Below are 13,934 nucleotides of genomic sequence, written 5' to 3'. Positions count from 1 at the left end.
CGCGCTGGGCGTGTGGCCCGACCGACAGGACACCCCCTAGCGTCAGGGCATGACCCCGACCTCCGCGGCGCCCCGCCGCACCCTCACCGTCGCCGTCGTCCAGGCGGCCGCCCCGCTCTTCGACACCCCGGCCGCCGTCGCCCGGGCCGAGGAGCTCGTCCGTGAAGCCGTGGCCCGGGACGCCGAGGTCGTCGTCCTCCCCGAGGCGTTCATCGGCGGCTACCCCAAGGGGCTGGACTTCGGCATCACGGTCGGCAGCCGCACCCCCGCGGGCCGTGAGCTGTTCCGCCGCTACCACGCCGCCGCCGTCGAGGTCCCCGGCCCGGAGACCGAGACGCTCGCCGCCGTGACCCGGGAACTCGGCTGCCACGCCGTGATCGGCGCGGTCGAGCGGCAGGGCGGCACCCTGTACTGCGTCGCGCTGTTCTTCGGCCCCGACGGCTACCTGGGCCTCCACCGCAAGCTCATGCCCACCGCCGCCGAGCGCTACCTGTGGGGCCAGGGCGACGGCTCCACCCTCCCCGTCGTCGACACCGGCAGCGCCCGCATCGGCTCGGCCATCTGCTGGGAGAACTACATGCCGCTCCTGCGCACCGCGATGTACGCCAAGGGTGTCGACCTGTGGTGCGCGCCGACCGTCGACGACCGCGACGCCTGGCAGGCCACCATGCGGCACATCGCCCTGGAGGGCCGCTGCTACGTCCTCAGCGCCTGCCAGTACCTGCGCCGGGACGCCCTGCCGGACGACGTCCACCCCGTCCAGGGCGACGAGCCCGGCACCGTACTCATCGGCGGCGGGTCCGTCATCGTCTCCCCGCTGGGCGAGGTCCTGGCCGGGCCCCTGCGCGACGGCGAGGGCGTCCTGACCGCCGAGCTCGACCTCGACGACCTCGCGCGCGCTCGCTTCGACCTCGACACCACCGGCCACTACGCCCGCCCCGACGTCTTCACCCTCCACGTCGACGAGACCGCCCGCACGACCGTGACCAGCGGGTAGGCCACCCGTCGAGGGTGCGCCGTCCCCGGCGGTAGACTCGGCGATCGTGGCGGATACCCAGTACGAAGACTTGTTGAAGACGGTGCTCACCCAGGGAACGGCGAAGGCCGACCGGACGGGCACAGGCACCCGGAGTGTCTTCGGGCACCAGCTCCGCTACGACCTCTCGCAGGGGTTCCCGCTGGTCACCACCAAGAAGGTGCACCTCAAGTCCATCGTGTACGAGCTGCTGTGGTTCCTCCGCGGCGACTCCAACGTGGGCTGGCTCCAGGAGAACGGCGTCAGCATCTGGGACGAGTGGGCCGACGAGCAGGGCGAGCTCGGCCCCGTCTACGGTGTGCAGTGGCGCTCCTGGCCCACGCCCGACGGCCGGCACATCGACCAGATCACCGAGGTCCTCGACACGCTGCGCCGCGACCCCGACTCGCGCCGCATGATCGTGTCCGCCTGGAACGTCGCCGAACTGGAGCGGATGGCGCTCGCCCCCTGCCACGCCTTCTTCCAGTTCTACGTCGCCGACGGCAAGCTCTCCTGCCAGCTCTACCAGCGCAGCGCGGACCTGTTCCTCGGCGTCCCGTTCAACATCGCCAGCTACGCCCTGCTCACCCACATGGTGGCGCAGCAGGTCGGCCTGGAGCCGGGTGACTTCATCTGGACCGGCGGCGACTGCCACATCTACGACAACCACGTGGAGCAGGTGACCGAGCAGCTCTCCCGCGCCCCGTACCGCTTCCCCGAGCTGAAGCTGCACAAGGCCGACTCGCTGTTCGACTACGCCTTCTCCGACGTGGAGGTCGTGGGGTACGAGCACCACCCGGCCATCAAGGCCCCGGTCGCCGTATGAGCACCGGTACGGGCATCGGGCTCATCTGGGCGCAGACCCCGGACGGCGTGATCGGCGCGGGCAACGCGATCCCGTGGCGCCTGCCCGAGGACATGGCGCACTTCAAGGCGACCACCCTCGGTCACCCCGTGATCATGGGCCGCAGGACCTGGGACTCGCTGCCCCCGCGATTCCGTCCCCTCACCGGCCGCCGCAACATCGTGGTCACGCGGGACCCCGCGTGGACGGCCGAGGGCGCGGAGCGCGCGGGCTCCATCGACGCGGCGCTGGACCTGGCGGCCGGTTCGCCGGAGCCGGGCGGCGAGGTCGCCTGGGTGATGGGCGGTGGCGAGATCTACCGTGCCGCGCTGCCCCACGCCACGACGCTGTCGGTGACGGAGGTCGACACCGAGGTCGCGGGCGACACGTACGCCCCGGCCGTCGGCGCCGACTGGCAGATCGCCGAGGACTCCGGCTGGCAGGACTCCACGACCGGACTGCGCTACCGCATCCGCCGCTACACCCGCCCGTAAGGGGCGGGCCGAGGCGCCGGACCGCGTCCGTCACGCCCCCCGCGTTCCCGGTGCGCCTTCCCCGTGCGTACGCGCCAAAGGGCCGGACCCCGGACCGCGTCCGTCAGCGTGCTTCGCGTAGTCCCAGGATGTACGCGGCGGTCAGCGCGACGGCGCGGTCCTCGTCGTGGGACAGCTCCGTGAGCGCGTGGGACGCCGTGTCTCCCGGGATGTCCGCGAGGGCCTGCGTCAGCCGCCTGCGCGCCGGCGGTCGGGTCGCGTCGCGGGCGAGCCGGTCGACGAGCAGGCCGGTGATCCGGTCCGCGAGCGCGGGGCGGCCCGCCAGCGTGCCGAGCGCGTCCGCCGCGTCGACGTCGTTCACCTCCTCGACGATCATGTCGATGAGCGTGGGGACCCCGTCGTCCACGCCGCGGGCCCCGAGCTCCAGGGCGGCGTACCGGCGGACCACGACGTCCGCGGCCGCGACGGCCTCACGCAGCAGCGCGGTCGCCCGGTCGCCCGGGATCTCGGCGACCGACCGCACGGCCCGCTTCCGCACCTCGGCCACCGCCGACCCCAGGCCGTGCGCGAGCAGCGGTAGTGAAGCGTCGCCCGACCGGGCCAGCGCCCAGCGGAGCGCTCCGGCGACGCTCGGGTCCTTCTCGCTCAGCACCGCCTCGACCAGCGCCTCCACCGGCACCGGGGCCTCTTCGGCCGAGGACAGGGCCGCCCGCTGGCGTGTCTCGGGGCTCTTCGACCCCAGCGCCTGGAGGAGGGCGACGATCTGGAGGACGTCCCGCCAGCCGGCCGGTTCGGCGGAACCGATCCGGCGCAGCCGGGTCAGCAGCTCCGTCTCGGCGGCGATGCGCTCCCGGGTCTGCCGGATGAGGTCGTCGACGAGTTCCGAGGCGGCGAAACCGGGCTCGTCGAGCGCGCGCCCGACCTCGCGCAGCGAGAGCCCCAGGGACCGCAGGCTCTCGATGTGGAAGATGCGCCGGATGTCCTCGTCGGAGTACTCCCGGTAGCCTCCTCCGGTACGCACCGTCGGCCGCACCAGGCCCAGCGATTCGTAGTGCCGGAGCATGCGGGCACTGACTCCCGAGTGCCGCGCCACCTCACCGATCAACACGGAACGTCACTCCTCCGGACCGACCCCACAGGACGTCATTCCTCCTGGCCGCCCGGACCGAGGGCCACGACCCGCTTGGCCTCCTCGAGCGCGAAGTCGAATCCGGCGTCCGGGTCGCGGGACAGCTTCTCCGTCGCGATCGCGTGCTGACGTACGTGGGGACGGGGATCGGACATCGCGGCGCTCAGGACCGCCGTCATCGCGGCGCCGAGCCCGATCAGCGCCCGGCTGAGACTCAGCTGTGTCTCGCGCCCGCCCCGCCCCAGCTGGGTCGCGAGTACTCCGGCCGGCGCGGACTCCTCGCCCTCGGGTACGAGGACCACCGCCGCGCGCCAGGCGCTGCGGGCCACCTCGTCGTCGGCGTCGGTCATGAGCTCGGGCGTGATCGCGGGCCAGGCCCGCGGGTCCCCGATCTTCGACAGGGTGTGCAGGGCCTGGCTCCGTGCCTGGGCGTGCTCCGAGCGGAGCTCGCCGAGGAGCCGGGGGAGCGTCAGCGCCGCCGGGTGGCGGGTGAGCGCCCAGGTGAGCATCTCGCGGACCTGGAAGTCGGGCTCGACCGCGCACCGCCCGACGAGCTCGTCGACGCAGCGCGGGTCCGGTGCCGTGCCGACCGCCAGCGCGGCCCGCAGGCGCACCGACGAGCTCTCGTTCGTGAGTCCCCGCAGGGCTCGCACCACGTTCGTGTCCTCGTTCGCCATGGTCATGGGGACCACCTCCTCGGCGACAGTGAAGACCTTGTCACGGTGTCAAGGTCAAGCGGGCCGCGTGGGCGGCCGTGCGGAGGAGCGGGCGGTCAGTAGGTGTGCCCGACGTGGGCGAGGGCCTGCTTGAGGAGATGCCCCTGACCGCCCGGCATCTCGTTCTGCACGGTGGGTGACGCGGCTTCCTGCGGGCTGAACCAGACCAGGTCGAGGGCGTCCTGCCGCGGGCGGCAGTCGCCGGTGACCGGGACGACGTACGCGAGGGACACGGCGTGCTGGCGCGGGTCGTGGAAGGGGGTGATGCCGGCCGTGGGGAAGTACTCGGCCACGGTGAAGGGCTGCAGGGAGGCGGGGACTCGGGGGAGGGCGACCGGCCCGAGGTCCTTCTCCAGGTGGCGCAGCAGTGCGTCACGGACCCGCTCGTGGTGCATGACGCGTCCGGACACCAGGGTGCGGCTGATCGTTCCTTCCGAGCCGATCCGCAGGAGCAGCCCGATGCTGGTGACTTCGCCGCTGTCGTCCACGCGCACGGGGACGGCCTCGACGTAGAGGATCGGCATCCGGGACCTGGCCGTGTCCAGTTCGTCCGAGGACAGCCAGCCGGGTGAGGTCTCAGTCATGTCAGACATCGCTTGATCATACTTTCCGGTCTGCGCTTCGGCCCAGGCCGCGTGTCCGCCGGCCGGGTGGGAGTTCGGGCGGCCGTCGCGGGCCGTTCCTGCCCCTCGGAAGCGGGGACGGTGGTGCGGGACGGTCAGAGGGGCTGGATGCGGGTCCGAAGCAGGCAGAACTCGTTGCCCTCCGGGTCGGTCAGGACGTGCCAGCTCACGGAGTCGCCCTGGCCGATGTCGGCGTGTTCGGCGCCGAGGGCCAGCAGCCGCGCCAGTTCGGCGTCCTGGTCGCGGTCGGTGGGGTTGACGTCGATGTGCAGGGGCAGCTTCCCGCGCCGGGGGTCGCGGCTGGGGCTGAGGAGGAGGGTGGGCTGCGGTCCGCCGAAGTCGGCGCCGGGGGGCCCGATCTGGATGCTGCCGTCGTCCTCCCGGCCGGTCTCGACGTATCCGAGGACCTCGCTCCAGAAGGCGGCGAGCCGCTCGGGGTCGGCGCAGTCGAGGTTCAGTTCAGTGATGCGGCATGCCATGACCGTGAGTGTACGCGGGGAGCCGTCGTGACAAGTCGTCAATTACGTGCATGAGGGCGCTGGTTGACCTTGCGCCTCAGGGGCCCCAGGAGTCGGGGCCCGCCCAGGGGTTCCGGTCGTGCTGGTTCCTCCGGTCGGGACGGTGGGTCTCGGCGTACAGGGCCGCGCGGGTCAACGGGCCGTAGACGCCGGGCTCCTCCGGGATGTCACGGGCCTTCTGGAAGCGGGTGAGGGCCACCTCCACGGATTCGCCGAACACCCCGTCGGTCGATCCGAGGTACAGGTACAGCTGCTGGAGCCGGAGCTGGAGGTCCATGACGTCGGGTCCGGAACTGCCGAGCTTGAGCAGGTGCGCGTCCGACCGCCCGGGCCGCCGGGAGCCGGGGGTCGGTGTCGGTGTCGGTGCCGGCGTGCGGGTGGCGGGGGGAGTGGGGTCGGCCGGGGGAGCGGTCGTCGGGGGCGGAGTGCGGGGGGCGGTGGGCGTGGGCGAGGCCGTACGAGGGGTGGGTGACGCCTTCCCGGCCGGGGCGGCGCTCGGGCCGGGACTCGACGGTCCGGCGTCCGGGGTCGGGCCGGGACTCGACGGTCCGGCGTCCGGGGTCGGATCGGGCGCCGGCAGGTCGGGCATCGTGAGGGTCAGGCCGTCCGGGACCGCCTGGTCCGACGGGGATGTCAGGCCGACGGTGAGGCCGATGCCGGCGGCGAGTGCGCCGGTGATCAGCAGCGGGAGGGACAGGCCGCCTCGGCTCTCGTACGCGCGGGGCTCGGCGGCCTTCCGCGCCGGGGGCGCCTTCCGCGTGTACCGGGGCTTCCCGGCTCCGTGGCGCCTCCGCGGCAGGGGTTGGCCGGCGGGCGGCGTGGCCGGCGTGACGTCGAACATCTCGACGTCCTGCGCGCGTGCCCCCTGCCCGCCCTCGTCGGGCCGGGCGACCCTGCCGAAGATGTGATCGTCCGGCGCGGGGTGAGGGGCCTGTTCGGGGGAGCCGGACGTGACGGCTGTGGTCAGGGCAGTCCTGTTGGGCATCATCTGCTCCAGATGTGGTGAAGCCGTGGACGTTGCGGCGAAGCCGAGGAGAATTTGACTGACATTCAATGCAAGCGTCAACTGCTCCCAACAGGTGGCAAAAGGGAACGTTCTCGACGTTGATTCTTAAACAACTCTTAATAAGTGACGCACGTCACTACCACGCCATGGAGAAGTCGTCACATCAGCAGCGAGCCGGGGTCCCTGACGAGGGGGGCCGTGCCCACCGAGTTGCTCACGTTGAACGTGACGCTCCCCGCGCGGTACCGGTCCTCGGTCCACTCGATGGGGCGGCCGTCCTGATTGCTCGTCAGGTGGCGCTGGCGCAGAAGCGGGCTCCCCCGGCGCACGCGCAGCAGACGGGCGTCGTCGCTCCCGGCGGGGACGGCGTCGATGAGGTGCTCGCCGTAGTGGGCGACGATCCCCGCGTCCTCGGCCATGCTGTCCATGATCGAGGCGCAGTCCGCCGGCAGGGACTCCACGGTGGGCGCGACCCACTCCGCGTACGCCGTGCGCTCCACCATGACCGGTTCGTCGTCCAGGCAGCGCAGCCGCAGGACGTCGAGGACCCCCGCCCCCTCGGGGAGGGCCAGGCGGCGCGCCTCCTCGGGCGTGGCCCGGCGGCGCTCGCGGTGGAGGAAGCGGCTCGACGACCGGTAGCCCATGGTCCGCGCCCACTGGGCGAAGCTGTGGAGCTCGGCGAAGCTGTGCCGGCGCTCCCTGCGGAGCACGATGCGCCGGGCGCCCTGCCGCGAGCCGATGATGCCCTCCGAGGTGAGCAGGGCGACGGCCTGGCGCACCGTGCCGCGCGAGGCGGACCAGCGGTCGGCGAGGTCGCTCTCGGACGGCAGCCGGGCGCCGACGGCGTACTCGCCACTGAGGATCGAGCGGCGGAGCCCCTCCGCGATCTCCACGTACAGCGCCGTCACCGTGCCCCCATCTCGTCCGTGACTGTGCGCACCCGGTCACGGGGTGTGCGGTCCCTGCGCTCACCCTAACCCGGCGGGCCGACGCCGGAAGGTGCCGCCGATTCACCTCAAGGCCGCCCGGTTCACCTGTGGTTCACCACAACGCGCTCTTCCGGGAGGCGTCTGGATCTCGCCATGTCCCGTTCACTTTTCGGACAGGAAGCGCGGGCGAACTAAGGGCGGCTTGTTCAGACAAGTTCCACCACTCGCTTCTGGGAGAACCCGTGCGCAGAACCCCCGTCCGCGGCGCCGCAGTCCTGCTCGGCGCCGTCGTCCTGACCACCGTCACCGCCTGTGGCGCCGCTCCCGAGGGCGCGGCCGGCGCCGCGGGCGACGGTGCGAAGTCGGCCACGGCGGCATCGGCCGAGGACTTCGGAGGCATGGACGCCCTCGTCAAGGCGGCCAAGCAGGAGGGCGCGCTCCACGTCATCGCGCTGCCGCCGGACTGGGCCAACTACGGAGAGCTGATCAAGGCGTTCGAGACGAAGTACGGCATCAAGGTCGAGAGCGAGAACCCGGACGCCTCCAGCGCCGACGAGATCGCCGCCGTCAAGTCCCGCAAGGGCCAGAAGCGCGCCCCCGACGTCCTCGACCTGGGCATCGCCTTCGCCCGCAGCGGCGCCGAGGAGGGCCTGTTCGCCCCGTACAAGGTCGAGGCCTGGGACAAGATCCCCGAGGCTCAGAAGGACGCGACCGGCCGCTGGTACAACGACTACGGCGGCTACGTCTCCATCGGCTGCGACGCCAAGCGCGTCCCGAACTGCCCGAAGACCTTCGCCGACCTCCTGAAGCCCGAGTACAAGGGCAAGGTCGCCCTCAACGGCAACCCGACCAAGTCCGGCTCCGCCTTCGGCGGCGTCTACGCGGCCGCCCTCGCCGGCAAGGGCTCCTTCGCCGACATCCAGCCCGGCATCGACTTCTTCGGCACGCTGAAGAAGAGCGGCAACTTCATCCCCGTCGAGTCCACCCCGGCCACGGTCGAGAAGGGCGAGACGCCCATCAGCATCGACTGGGACTACCTCAACGCCGGCTACGCCGACCAGTTCAAGGGCAAGGGCGTCGACTGGCAGGTCGCCGTCCCGACCGACGGCGTGTACGCCCAGTTCTACTCCCAGGCCGTCAGCAAGGACGCCCCGCACCCCGCCGCCGCCCGCCTGTGGATGGAGTTCCTCTACAGCACCGAGGGCCAGAACCTCTGGCTCAAGGGCTACGCCCGCCCCGTCCTGCTGCCGGCCATGACCGCCGACGGCACCGCCGACAAGACCTTCGTCGCCAAGCTCCCCAAGGTCGACGGCACCCCCTCCTTCCCCGCCTCCGCCGAGCTCGACAAGGCCAAGGCCACCCTCGCCGAGAAGTGGGACAAGGCCCTCTCCTGATGTCCTCAGCCACCCCCACCGAGGGAACCGCCGGCGGCACCGGCCGCCGGCGGCGCGGCCCCCGCACCTGGCTCGCCGCCCTCCCCCTGATCGCCTTCACCGCCCTGGCCTTCGGACTGCCCCTCGGCGCCCTCCTGTACGGCGCCGTCACCCGCACCGACCCGGCCACCGGCACCACCGCCCTCACCGGCGAGCACCTCAGCCGCTCGCTCCAGGGCCCCTACCTCGGCTCCCTCGTCGGCAGCCTCCAACTCTCCGCGCTCACCGCCCTGATCGGCTCGGTCCTCGGCGTCCTCATCGCCCAGGCCGTCGTCACCTCCCGGTCCCGGGCCCTGCGCTCCGCCGTCCTCACCGCCTCCGGCGTCCTCGCCAACTTCGGCGGCGTCCCCCTCGCGTTCGCGTTCATCGCGACCGTCGGCATCTCCGGCGTGGTCACCCAGCTCGCCGACCTGACCGACCTCGGCTGGAACCTGTACTCCTTCGGCGGCCTCGCCGTCGTCTACCTGTACTTCCTCATCCCCCTCATGGTCCTGGTGATCCTCCCCGCCCTCGACGGCCTGCGCCCCCAGTGGCGGGAGGCCGCGCAGAACGCGGGCGCCGGCGGACGGCAGTACTGGCGCCACGTCGGCATCCCGGTCCTCGCACCCTCGCTGCTCGGCGGGTTCGTGCTGCTCTTCGGCAGCGCCTTCGCCGCCCACGCCACCGCCGCCGCCCTCGTCGGCGGCTCCGTACCCCTGGTCACCCTGAAGATCGCGGACGCCCTCTCCGGCAACGTCATGGTCGGCCAGGAGAACGTCGCCCTCGCCCTCGGCCTCGACATGATCCTGATCGCCGGGCTGGTCATGGCGGTCTACCTCCCCCTCCAGCGCAGGAGCGCCCGATGGCTGCGATGACCCCCACCGCCCCGGACGTCACCCCGGAGTCCGGGACGCGGGCGGCGGCCCGGCCCACCACCCCCGTACGGACCCGGCGCCGCCCCCGTCTGTGGCGCGGCCTCGTCCTCGGCCTCGGCGGCGCGTACTTCCTCGTCCCGCTGATCGCCTCGTTCGTCTTCACCGTGCACGTCCCCGGCCAGGGCGTCTCCTTCGAGGCGTACACCGCGCTGCTCTCCGCCGACGGATTCACCGAGAGCCTGCTGCTCTCCCTCGGCCTCGCCGCCGCCACCATCGCGCTCGCCCTGCTGCTCGCCGTGCCCGCCCTGGTGGCGGTCCGGCTCGGCGCACCGCGCCTGCGGCCGGTCGTCGAGGTGATGTGCATGCTGCCCCTCGTGGTACCGCCGATCGCGCTCGTCACCGGGATCAGCAGCGTGCTGCGCTGGGGCCCCGACCACCTGTCGCGGACCCCGCTCTACCAGACGTTCCTCGCCGTCCAGAACGAGGACTTCCCCTTCGTGCTGGTCCTCGCGTACACCGTCATGGCCCTGCCGTTCGTGTACCGCTCCCTCGACGCGGGACTGCGCGCCGTCGACGTCCCGACCCTCGTCGAGGCAGCCCGCAACTGCGGGGCGTCCTGGCCCTACGTCATGCTCCGGGTGATCCTGCCGAACCTGCGCTCCTCACTCGCCGGCGCCGCGTTCCTCACCCTGGCCCTCGTCCTCGGCGAGTTCACCATCGCCTCGATCCTCGGCTTCCGGCCCTTCGCCGTCTGGATCGTCTCCATCTCCGGCGCCCAGGCCCGCATGTCGGTGGCCGTCTCCCTCCTGAGCCTCCTCATCACCTGGGCGCTCCTCCTCGTCCTGTCCCGGGCCGGAACGGCACAGACCGGCGCCCCCGGAGCCCCCCGCACCTCCCGCAAGGAGTCCTGACCCATGACCTCTGCCACAGCGGAACGGACGGAGTCCACCGCCGCCACCGGGGCCCGCGTCGAATTCCGTGGCCTGCGCCGCGCGTTCGGCACCACCGTCGCCCTCGACGGCCTCGACCTCACCGTCGAGCCCGGCGAACTCCTCGCGCTCCTCGGCCCGTCGGGCTGCGGCAAGACCACCGCGCTGCGGGTCCTCGCGGGCTTCGAACGCCCCGACGCGGGCGAGGTCCTCGTGGACGGGAAGGACATCACCCACGTCCCCGCCAACCGCCGTGACGCCGGCATGGTCTTCCAGTCGTACAGCCTCTTCCCCCACCTCACCGCCCGCGACAACGTCGCCTTCGGCCTCCGCGTCCGCAGGACCGGGGCCGCCGAGCGCCACGCCCGCGCCGCCGAACTCCTCGACCTGGTCGGCCTGCCCGAGCACGGCGACCGCTACCCGCACCAGATGTCCGGCGGCCAGCAGCAGCGCGTCGCCCTGGCACGCGCCCTCGCCCTGTGCCCCCGCGTCCTGCTCCTCGACGAACCCCTCTCCGCGCTCGACGCCAAGGTCAGGCTCAGCCTGCGCGAGGAGATCCGCCGCCTGCAGCTCTCCCTCGGCATCACCACCGTGTTCGTCACCCACGACCAGGAGGAGGCGCTGTCCATGGCGGACCGCGTCGCCGTCCTCAACGCGGGGAAGCTGGAGCAGTGCGCGGCCCCCGCCGAGCTGTACCGCCGGCCCGCGACCGCCTTCGTCGCCGAGTTCGTCGGCACCATGAACCGTCTTCCGGGCCGGCTCACCGACTCCGGACTCGTCGAGGCGGCCGGCAGCCGGCTCCCCGTCGACGGGGACGTCCCCGGAAGCCCCGACGTCGAGGTGCTCGTCCGCCCCGAGAACGTCACCGTGACCGCGGACGCCGACGGCGAGGCCGTCATCGTCTCCACCTCCTTCTTCGGCTCCGTCACCCGCGTCCACCTCGACCACCGCGGTACGTCGGTCAAGGCGGACCTCCCCTCGCGCGACGCGGGCGAACTGACCCCGGGGACCCGCGCCACCATCGGCCTCGCCCCGCACCCCGTCCTCGTCGTCCCGCGGGCGGAGCGATGAGCGCACTCGCCGCCGTCCTCTTCGACATGGACGGCACCCTCGTCGACACCGAGGTCCTCTGGTGGCAGGCCACCGAGGAGATCGCCGCCCGCCTCGGACACCGGCTCACGGACGCCGACGCCCCCGAGGTCGTCGGACGCGCCGTCGAGGACACCGCCGCCCACCTGGTACGGGCCACCGGGGCGCCCGACAGGGACGGCATCGTGACGACGCTGACCGCCGCCTTCCAGCGCCGCGTCGACGAGGGCGCCCCCATGCGCCCGGGAGCGGACCGGCTCCTGGCCGAACTGGACCGGGCGGGCCTGCCGTTCGCCCTGGTCAGCGCCTCACCGCGGTCGGTGGTCGACTCGGTGGTCGGCGGCGCGCTCGCCCACGTCCCCTTCGCCTTCACGCTCTCCGCCGACGACACCGTACGGACCAAGCCGCACCCCGACCCGTACGCCACGGCGGCCGAGCGGCTCGGCGTCGCGGCGGCGGCGTGCGTGGCCGTCGAGGACTCACCGGACGGAGCGGCCTCGGCCGACGCCGCCGGCTGCACGGTCCTCGTCGTCCCCTCCCTCCTGCCGGTGCCTCCGGGGCCCGACCGGATCTTCGCGGACAGCCTGGAGGACGTCTCGCTCGACGGCCTGCGCCGCCATGTCAGGGACCGGGCGGCCGCCCGGAGCGGCGAGCTGCCGGAGGAGGGCTGACACGGAACGTCCGGAAAAGGAAGCGGGCCCGTCCCATGGATCGAACGTCCAGGGACGGGCCCGCTGTGTGTGGCGCCCGGTCAGCCGGCCGTACGGGCGAACAACCCGGGCTCGTACGAGCCGCCCAGGTTGCGCACGATCACGGCCATCCGGGTGGCCGCGTTGATCAGGGCGACCACGCAGACCAGCGCACCGACCTGGTCGTCGTCGTAGTGCTTGCGCACCTCGGCCCAGGTCTCGTCGGACACGCCGTGCTCGCCGAGCCGGGTGCCCTCCTCGGCGAGCGCGAGCGCGGCCCGCTCGGCCTCGGTGAACACCGTGCTGTGCCGCCAGGCGGCCACCAGACTGAGCCGGACCGCGCTCTCACCCTCGGCAGCGGCCTCCTTGGCATGGGCGTCCACGCAGAAGCCGCAGCCGTTGATCTGACCGACCCGCAGCTGCAGCAGCTCCCGCAGGGACCTCGGCAGGGTCGACTCCTCCAGAACCAGCGAGGTGTTGTAGAACCGCTTGGCGACCTTCGCGGCGGTCGGGCTGTCGAACAGGTTGAAACGGGGTTCCATGACGCCGTCCTCATTCGTGGTGTCGTGTGCTCTCGCACGGGGCGAACACAAGACGCCGGCGTCCCGGCCCCTGTGACGACCCCGCGCTGTGGCGTGGATCACCGGATGCGGGTGTCACACAACGGCGGCGGCCGGCGTCTGGTGCACGGCGCACTCGAGACCGAACGGGCAGGAGCCGGCGATGAACGACCGAACGAAGAGCGACGCGATGCGTGACGTCACCGAGGCGTTCGTCGCCCACCGCAGACTGCTGTTCACCGTCGCCTACGAGATGCTCGGCTCGGCCGCCGACGCCGAGGACGTCCTGCAGGAGACCTGGTTGCGGTGGGTGGGCGTCGACCCCAGCACCGTACGGGATCAGCGCGCGTACCTGGTCCGCATCACCACGCGCCAGGCGCTCACCCACCTGCGCACGCTGGGCCGCCGTAAGGAGGCCTACCTCGGCCCCTGGCTGCCCGAGCCGCTCCTGACGGCGCCCGACGTGGCCGAGGACGCCGAGCTGGCCGACAGCGTCTCGATGGCGATGCTCCTCGTCCTGGAGACCCTCACGCCGACCGAACGGGCGGTGTTCGTCCTGCGCGAGGTGTTCGACCTGGCGTACGACGAGATCGCCGATGCCGTCGACAAGACGCCCGCCGCGGTCCGCCAGATCGCCCACCGGGCGCGGACCCACGTCGCCGCGCGCCGACCGCGTGGGACCGCCTCCGCCGCGGAGACCCGCCGCACCGTCGAGGCGTTCCGCCGGGCCGTCGAGACGGGCGACCTGCAACGCCTGCTCGACGTCCTCGCGCCCGACGTCGTCCTGCTGACCGACGGCGGCGGAGTCGTACGGGCCGCACTGGTGCCCGTCGTGGGAGCCGCCGAGGTGGCACGGATCCTCGGCAGGATCGCCACCACGACGGACCTGGAGCCGGCCCGGATCAACGGCGATCCGGCGCTGATCGTCCGGCTGGACGGAGAGATCGACACCGTCCTCGCGATGCGTGTCGACGACGGCCTCATCACCGGCCTCTACGCCGTGCGCAACCCCGAGAAGCTCGCGCACCTGGGGCGGGGAACCTCCCTCGGCCGCTGACCCCGCCCCTCCCCGCGGAGGCCGCCGAGTGGTCCCCCCGGCCGTCCCG

General features: G+C 72.7%; 16 protein-coding genes. 9 read left to right on the top strand and 7 right to left on the bottom strand.

What is annotated here, in order from left to right; translation table 11 throughout:
- Window positions 1-49: 49 nt before the first annotated feature.
- From ACN9MM_RS03175 to ACN9MM_RS03165, 3 genes are read left to right on the top strand one after another with little or no spacing between them, the layout of a single operon-like run.
- Window positions 50-997, top strand: coding sequence for a nitrilase-related carbon-nitrogen hydrolase (locus tag ACN9MM_RS03175; protein WP_426362171.1), 948 nt, complete (start codon window positions 50-52; stop codon window positions 995-997).
- Between the two features lie 46 nt (window positions 998-1,043).
- Entirely contained in the window at window positions 1,044-1,841 is a 798-nt protein-coding gene (locus ACN9MM_RS03170; protein ID WP_426362170.1) for a thymidylate synthase, read from the top strand.
- Window positions 1,838-2,353: a dihydrofolate reductase gene (locus ACN9MM_RS03165; RefSeq protein ID WP_426362169.1), complete on the top strand. Its 516-nt coding sequence runs from the start codon at window positions 1,838-1,840 to the stop codon at window positions 2,351-2,353. Before ACN9MM_RS03170 ends, ACN9MM_RS03165 begins: the two co-directional genes overlap by 4 nt.
- A gap of 103 nt (window positions 2,354-2,456) precedes the next feature.
- Here ACN9MM_RS03165 and ACN9MM_RS03160 read toward each other — a convergent pair whose 3' ends face one another.
- The 6 genes from ACN9MM_RS03160 to ACN9MM_RS03135 all read right to left on the bottom strand — a co-directional run bounded on the left by ACN9MM_RS03160 (window position 2,457) and on the right by ACN9MM_RS03135 (window position 7,253).
- Entirely contained in the window at window positions 2,457-3,461 is a 1,005-nt protein-coding gene (locus tag ACN9MM_RS03160) for a MerR family transcriptional regulator (protein ID WP_426362168.1), read from the bottom strand.
- 35 nt (window positions 3,462-3,496) lie between these two features.
- Complete coding sequence (locus ACN9MM_RS03155) at window positions 3,497-4,165, bottom strand: HEAT repeat domain-containing protein (RefSeq protein WP_426362167.1); 669 nt, start codon at window positions 4,163-4,165, stop codon at window positions 3,497-3,499.
- Between the two features lie 89 nt (window positions 4,166-4,254).
- The gene (locus ACN9MM_RS03150; protein ID WP_426368653.1) at window positions 4,255-4,782 is read right to left on the bottom strand and encodes an NUDIX hydrolase family protein; all 528 of its coding nucleotides are present in this window, start codon (window positions 4,780-4,782) and stop codon (window positions 4,255-4,257) included.
- Window positions 4,783-4,916: 134 nt separating this feature from the next.
- Window positions 4,917-5,300, bottom strand: coding sequence for a VOC family protein (locus ACN9MM_RS03145; RefSeq protein WP_426362166.1), 384 nt, complete (start codon window positions 5,298-5,300; stop codon window positions 4,917-4,919).
- Window positions 5,301-5,376: 76 nt separating this feature from the next.
- Window positions 5,377-6,324, bottom strand: coding sequence for a peptidoglycan-binding protein (locus ACN9MM_RS03140; protein WP_426362165.1), 948 nt, complete (start codon window positions 6,322-6,324; stop codon window positions 5,377-5,379).
- A 179-nt stretch (window positions 6,325-6,503) separates the two neighbouring features.
- A complete protein-coding gene (locus ACN9MM_RS03135; protein ID WP_426362164.1) occupies window positions 6,504-7,253 on the bottom strand; it encodes a GntR family transcriptional regulator in 750 nt (249 codons plus the stop codon).
- A 296-nt stretch (window positions 7,254-7,549) separates the two neighbouring features.
- Here ACN9MM_RS03135 and ACN9MM_RS03130 point away from each other — a divergent pair, with 296 nt between their 5' ends.
- The 5 genes from ACN9MM_RS03130 to ACN9MM_RS03110 are packed head-to-tail and all read left to right on the top strand — an operon-like array spanning window position 7,550 to window position 12,250.
- Entirely contained in the window at window positions 7,550-8,668 is a 1,119-nt protein-coding gene (locus ACN9MM_RS03130; RefSeq protein ID WP_426368652.1) for an ABC transporter substrate-binding protein, read from the top strand.
- Window positions 8,668-9,561: an ABC transporter permease gene (locus tag ACN9MM_RS03125; RefSeq protein WP_426362163.1), complete on the top strand. Its 894-nt coding sequence runs from the start codon at window positions 8,668-8,670 to the stop codon at window positions 9,559-9,561. Before ACN9MM_RS03130 ends, ACN9MM_RS03125 begins: the two co-directional genes overlap by 1 nt.
- Window positions 9,549-10,472, top strand: a complete 924-nt coding sequence (locus ACN9MM_RS03120) for an ABC transporter permease (RefSeq protein ID WP_426362162.1) — start codon at window positions 9,549-9,551, stop codon at window positions 10,470-10,472. The genes ACN9MM_RS03125 and ACN9MM_RS03120 overlap by 13 nt, the downstream gene beginning before the upstream one ends.
- A gap of 3 nt (window positions 10,473-10,475) precedes the next feature.
- A complete protein-coding gene (locus ACN9MM_RS03115; protein ID WP_426362161.1) occupies window positions 10,476-11,561 on the top strand; it encodes an ABC transporter ATP-binding protein in 1,086 nt (361 codons plus the stop codon).
- On the top strand, window positions 11,558-12,250 hold the full coding sequence (locus ACN9MM_RS03110; RefSeq protein ID WP_426362160.1) for an HAD family hydrolase: 693 nt from the start codon (window positions 11,558-11,560) through the stop codon (window positions 12,248-12,250). The genes ACN9MM_RS03115 and ACN9MM_RS03110 overlap by 4 nt, the downstream gene beginning before the upstream one ends.
- An 80-nt stretch (window positions 12,251-12,330) precedes the next feature.
- Here the strand turns inward: ACN9MM_RS03110 and ACN9MM_RS03105 are convergent, their stop codons facing one another.
- Entirely contained in the window at window positions 12,331-12,810 is a 480-nt protein-coding gene (locus ACN9MM_RS03105; RefSeq protein ID WP_426362159.1) for a carboxymuconolactone decarboxylase family protein, read from the bottom strand.
- A 181-nt stretch (window positions 12,811-12,991) separates the two neighbouring features.
- Between ACN9MM_RS03105 and ACN9MM_RS03100 the strand changes: the two genes are divergently transcribed.
- Window positions 12,992-13,885 carry an RNA polymerase sigma-70 factor gene (locus ACN9MM_RS03100; protein ID WP_426362158.1) on the top strand — a complete coding sequence of 298 codons (894 nt, stop codon included), beginning with the start codon at window positions 12,992-12,994 and terminating at the stop codon, window positions 13,883-13,885.
- The last annotated feature ends 49 nt before the right edge of the window (window positions 13,886-13,934 follow it).

Origin of the sequence: Streptomyces sp. E-08 (assembly GCF_049913095.1) — a bacterium.
Taxonomy (GTDB): domain Bacteria; phylum Actinomycetota; class Actinomycetes; order Streptomycetales; family Streptomycetaceae; genus Streptomyces.
Note: the sequence above shows the minus strand (reverse complement) of the source record. Positions and strands in the feature narration are given on the sequence as shown.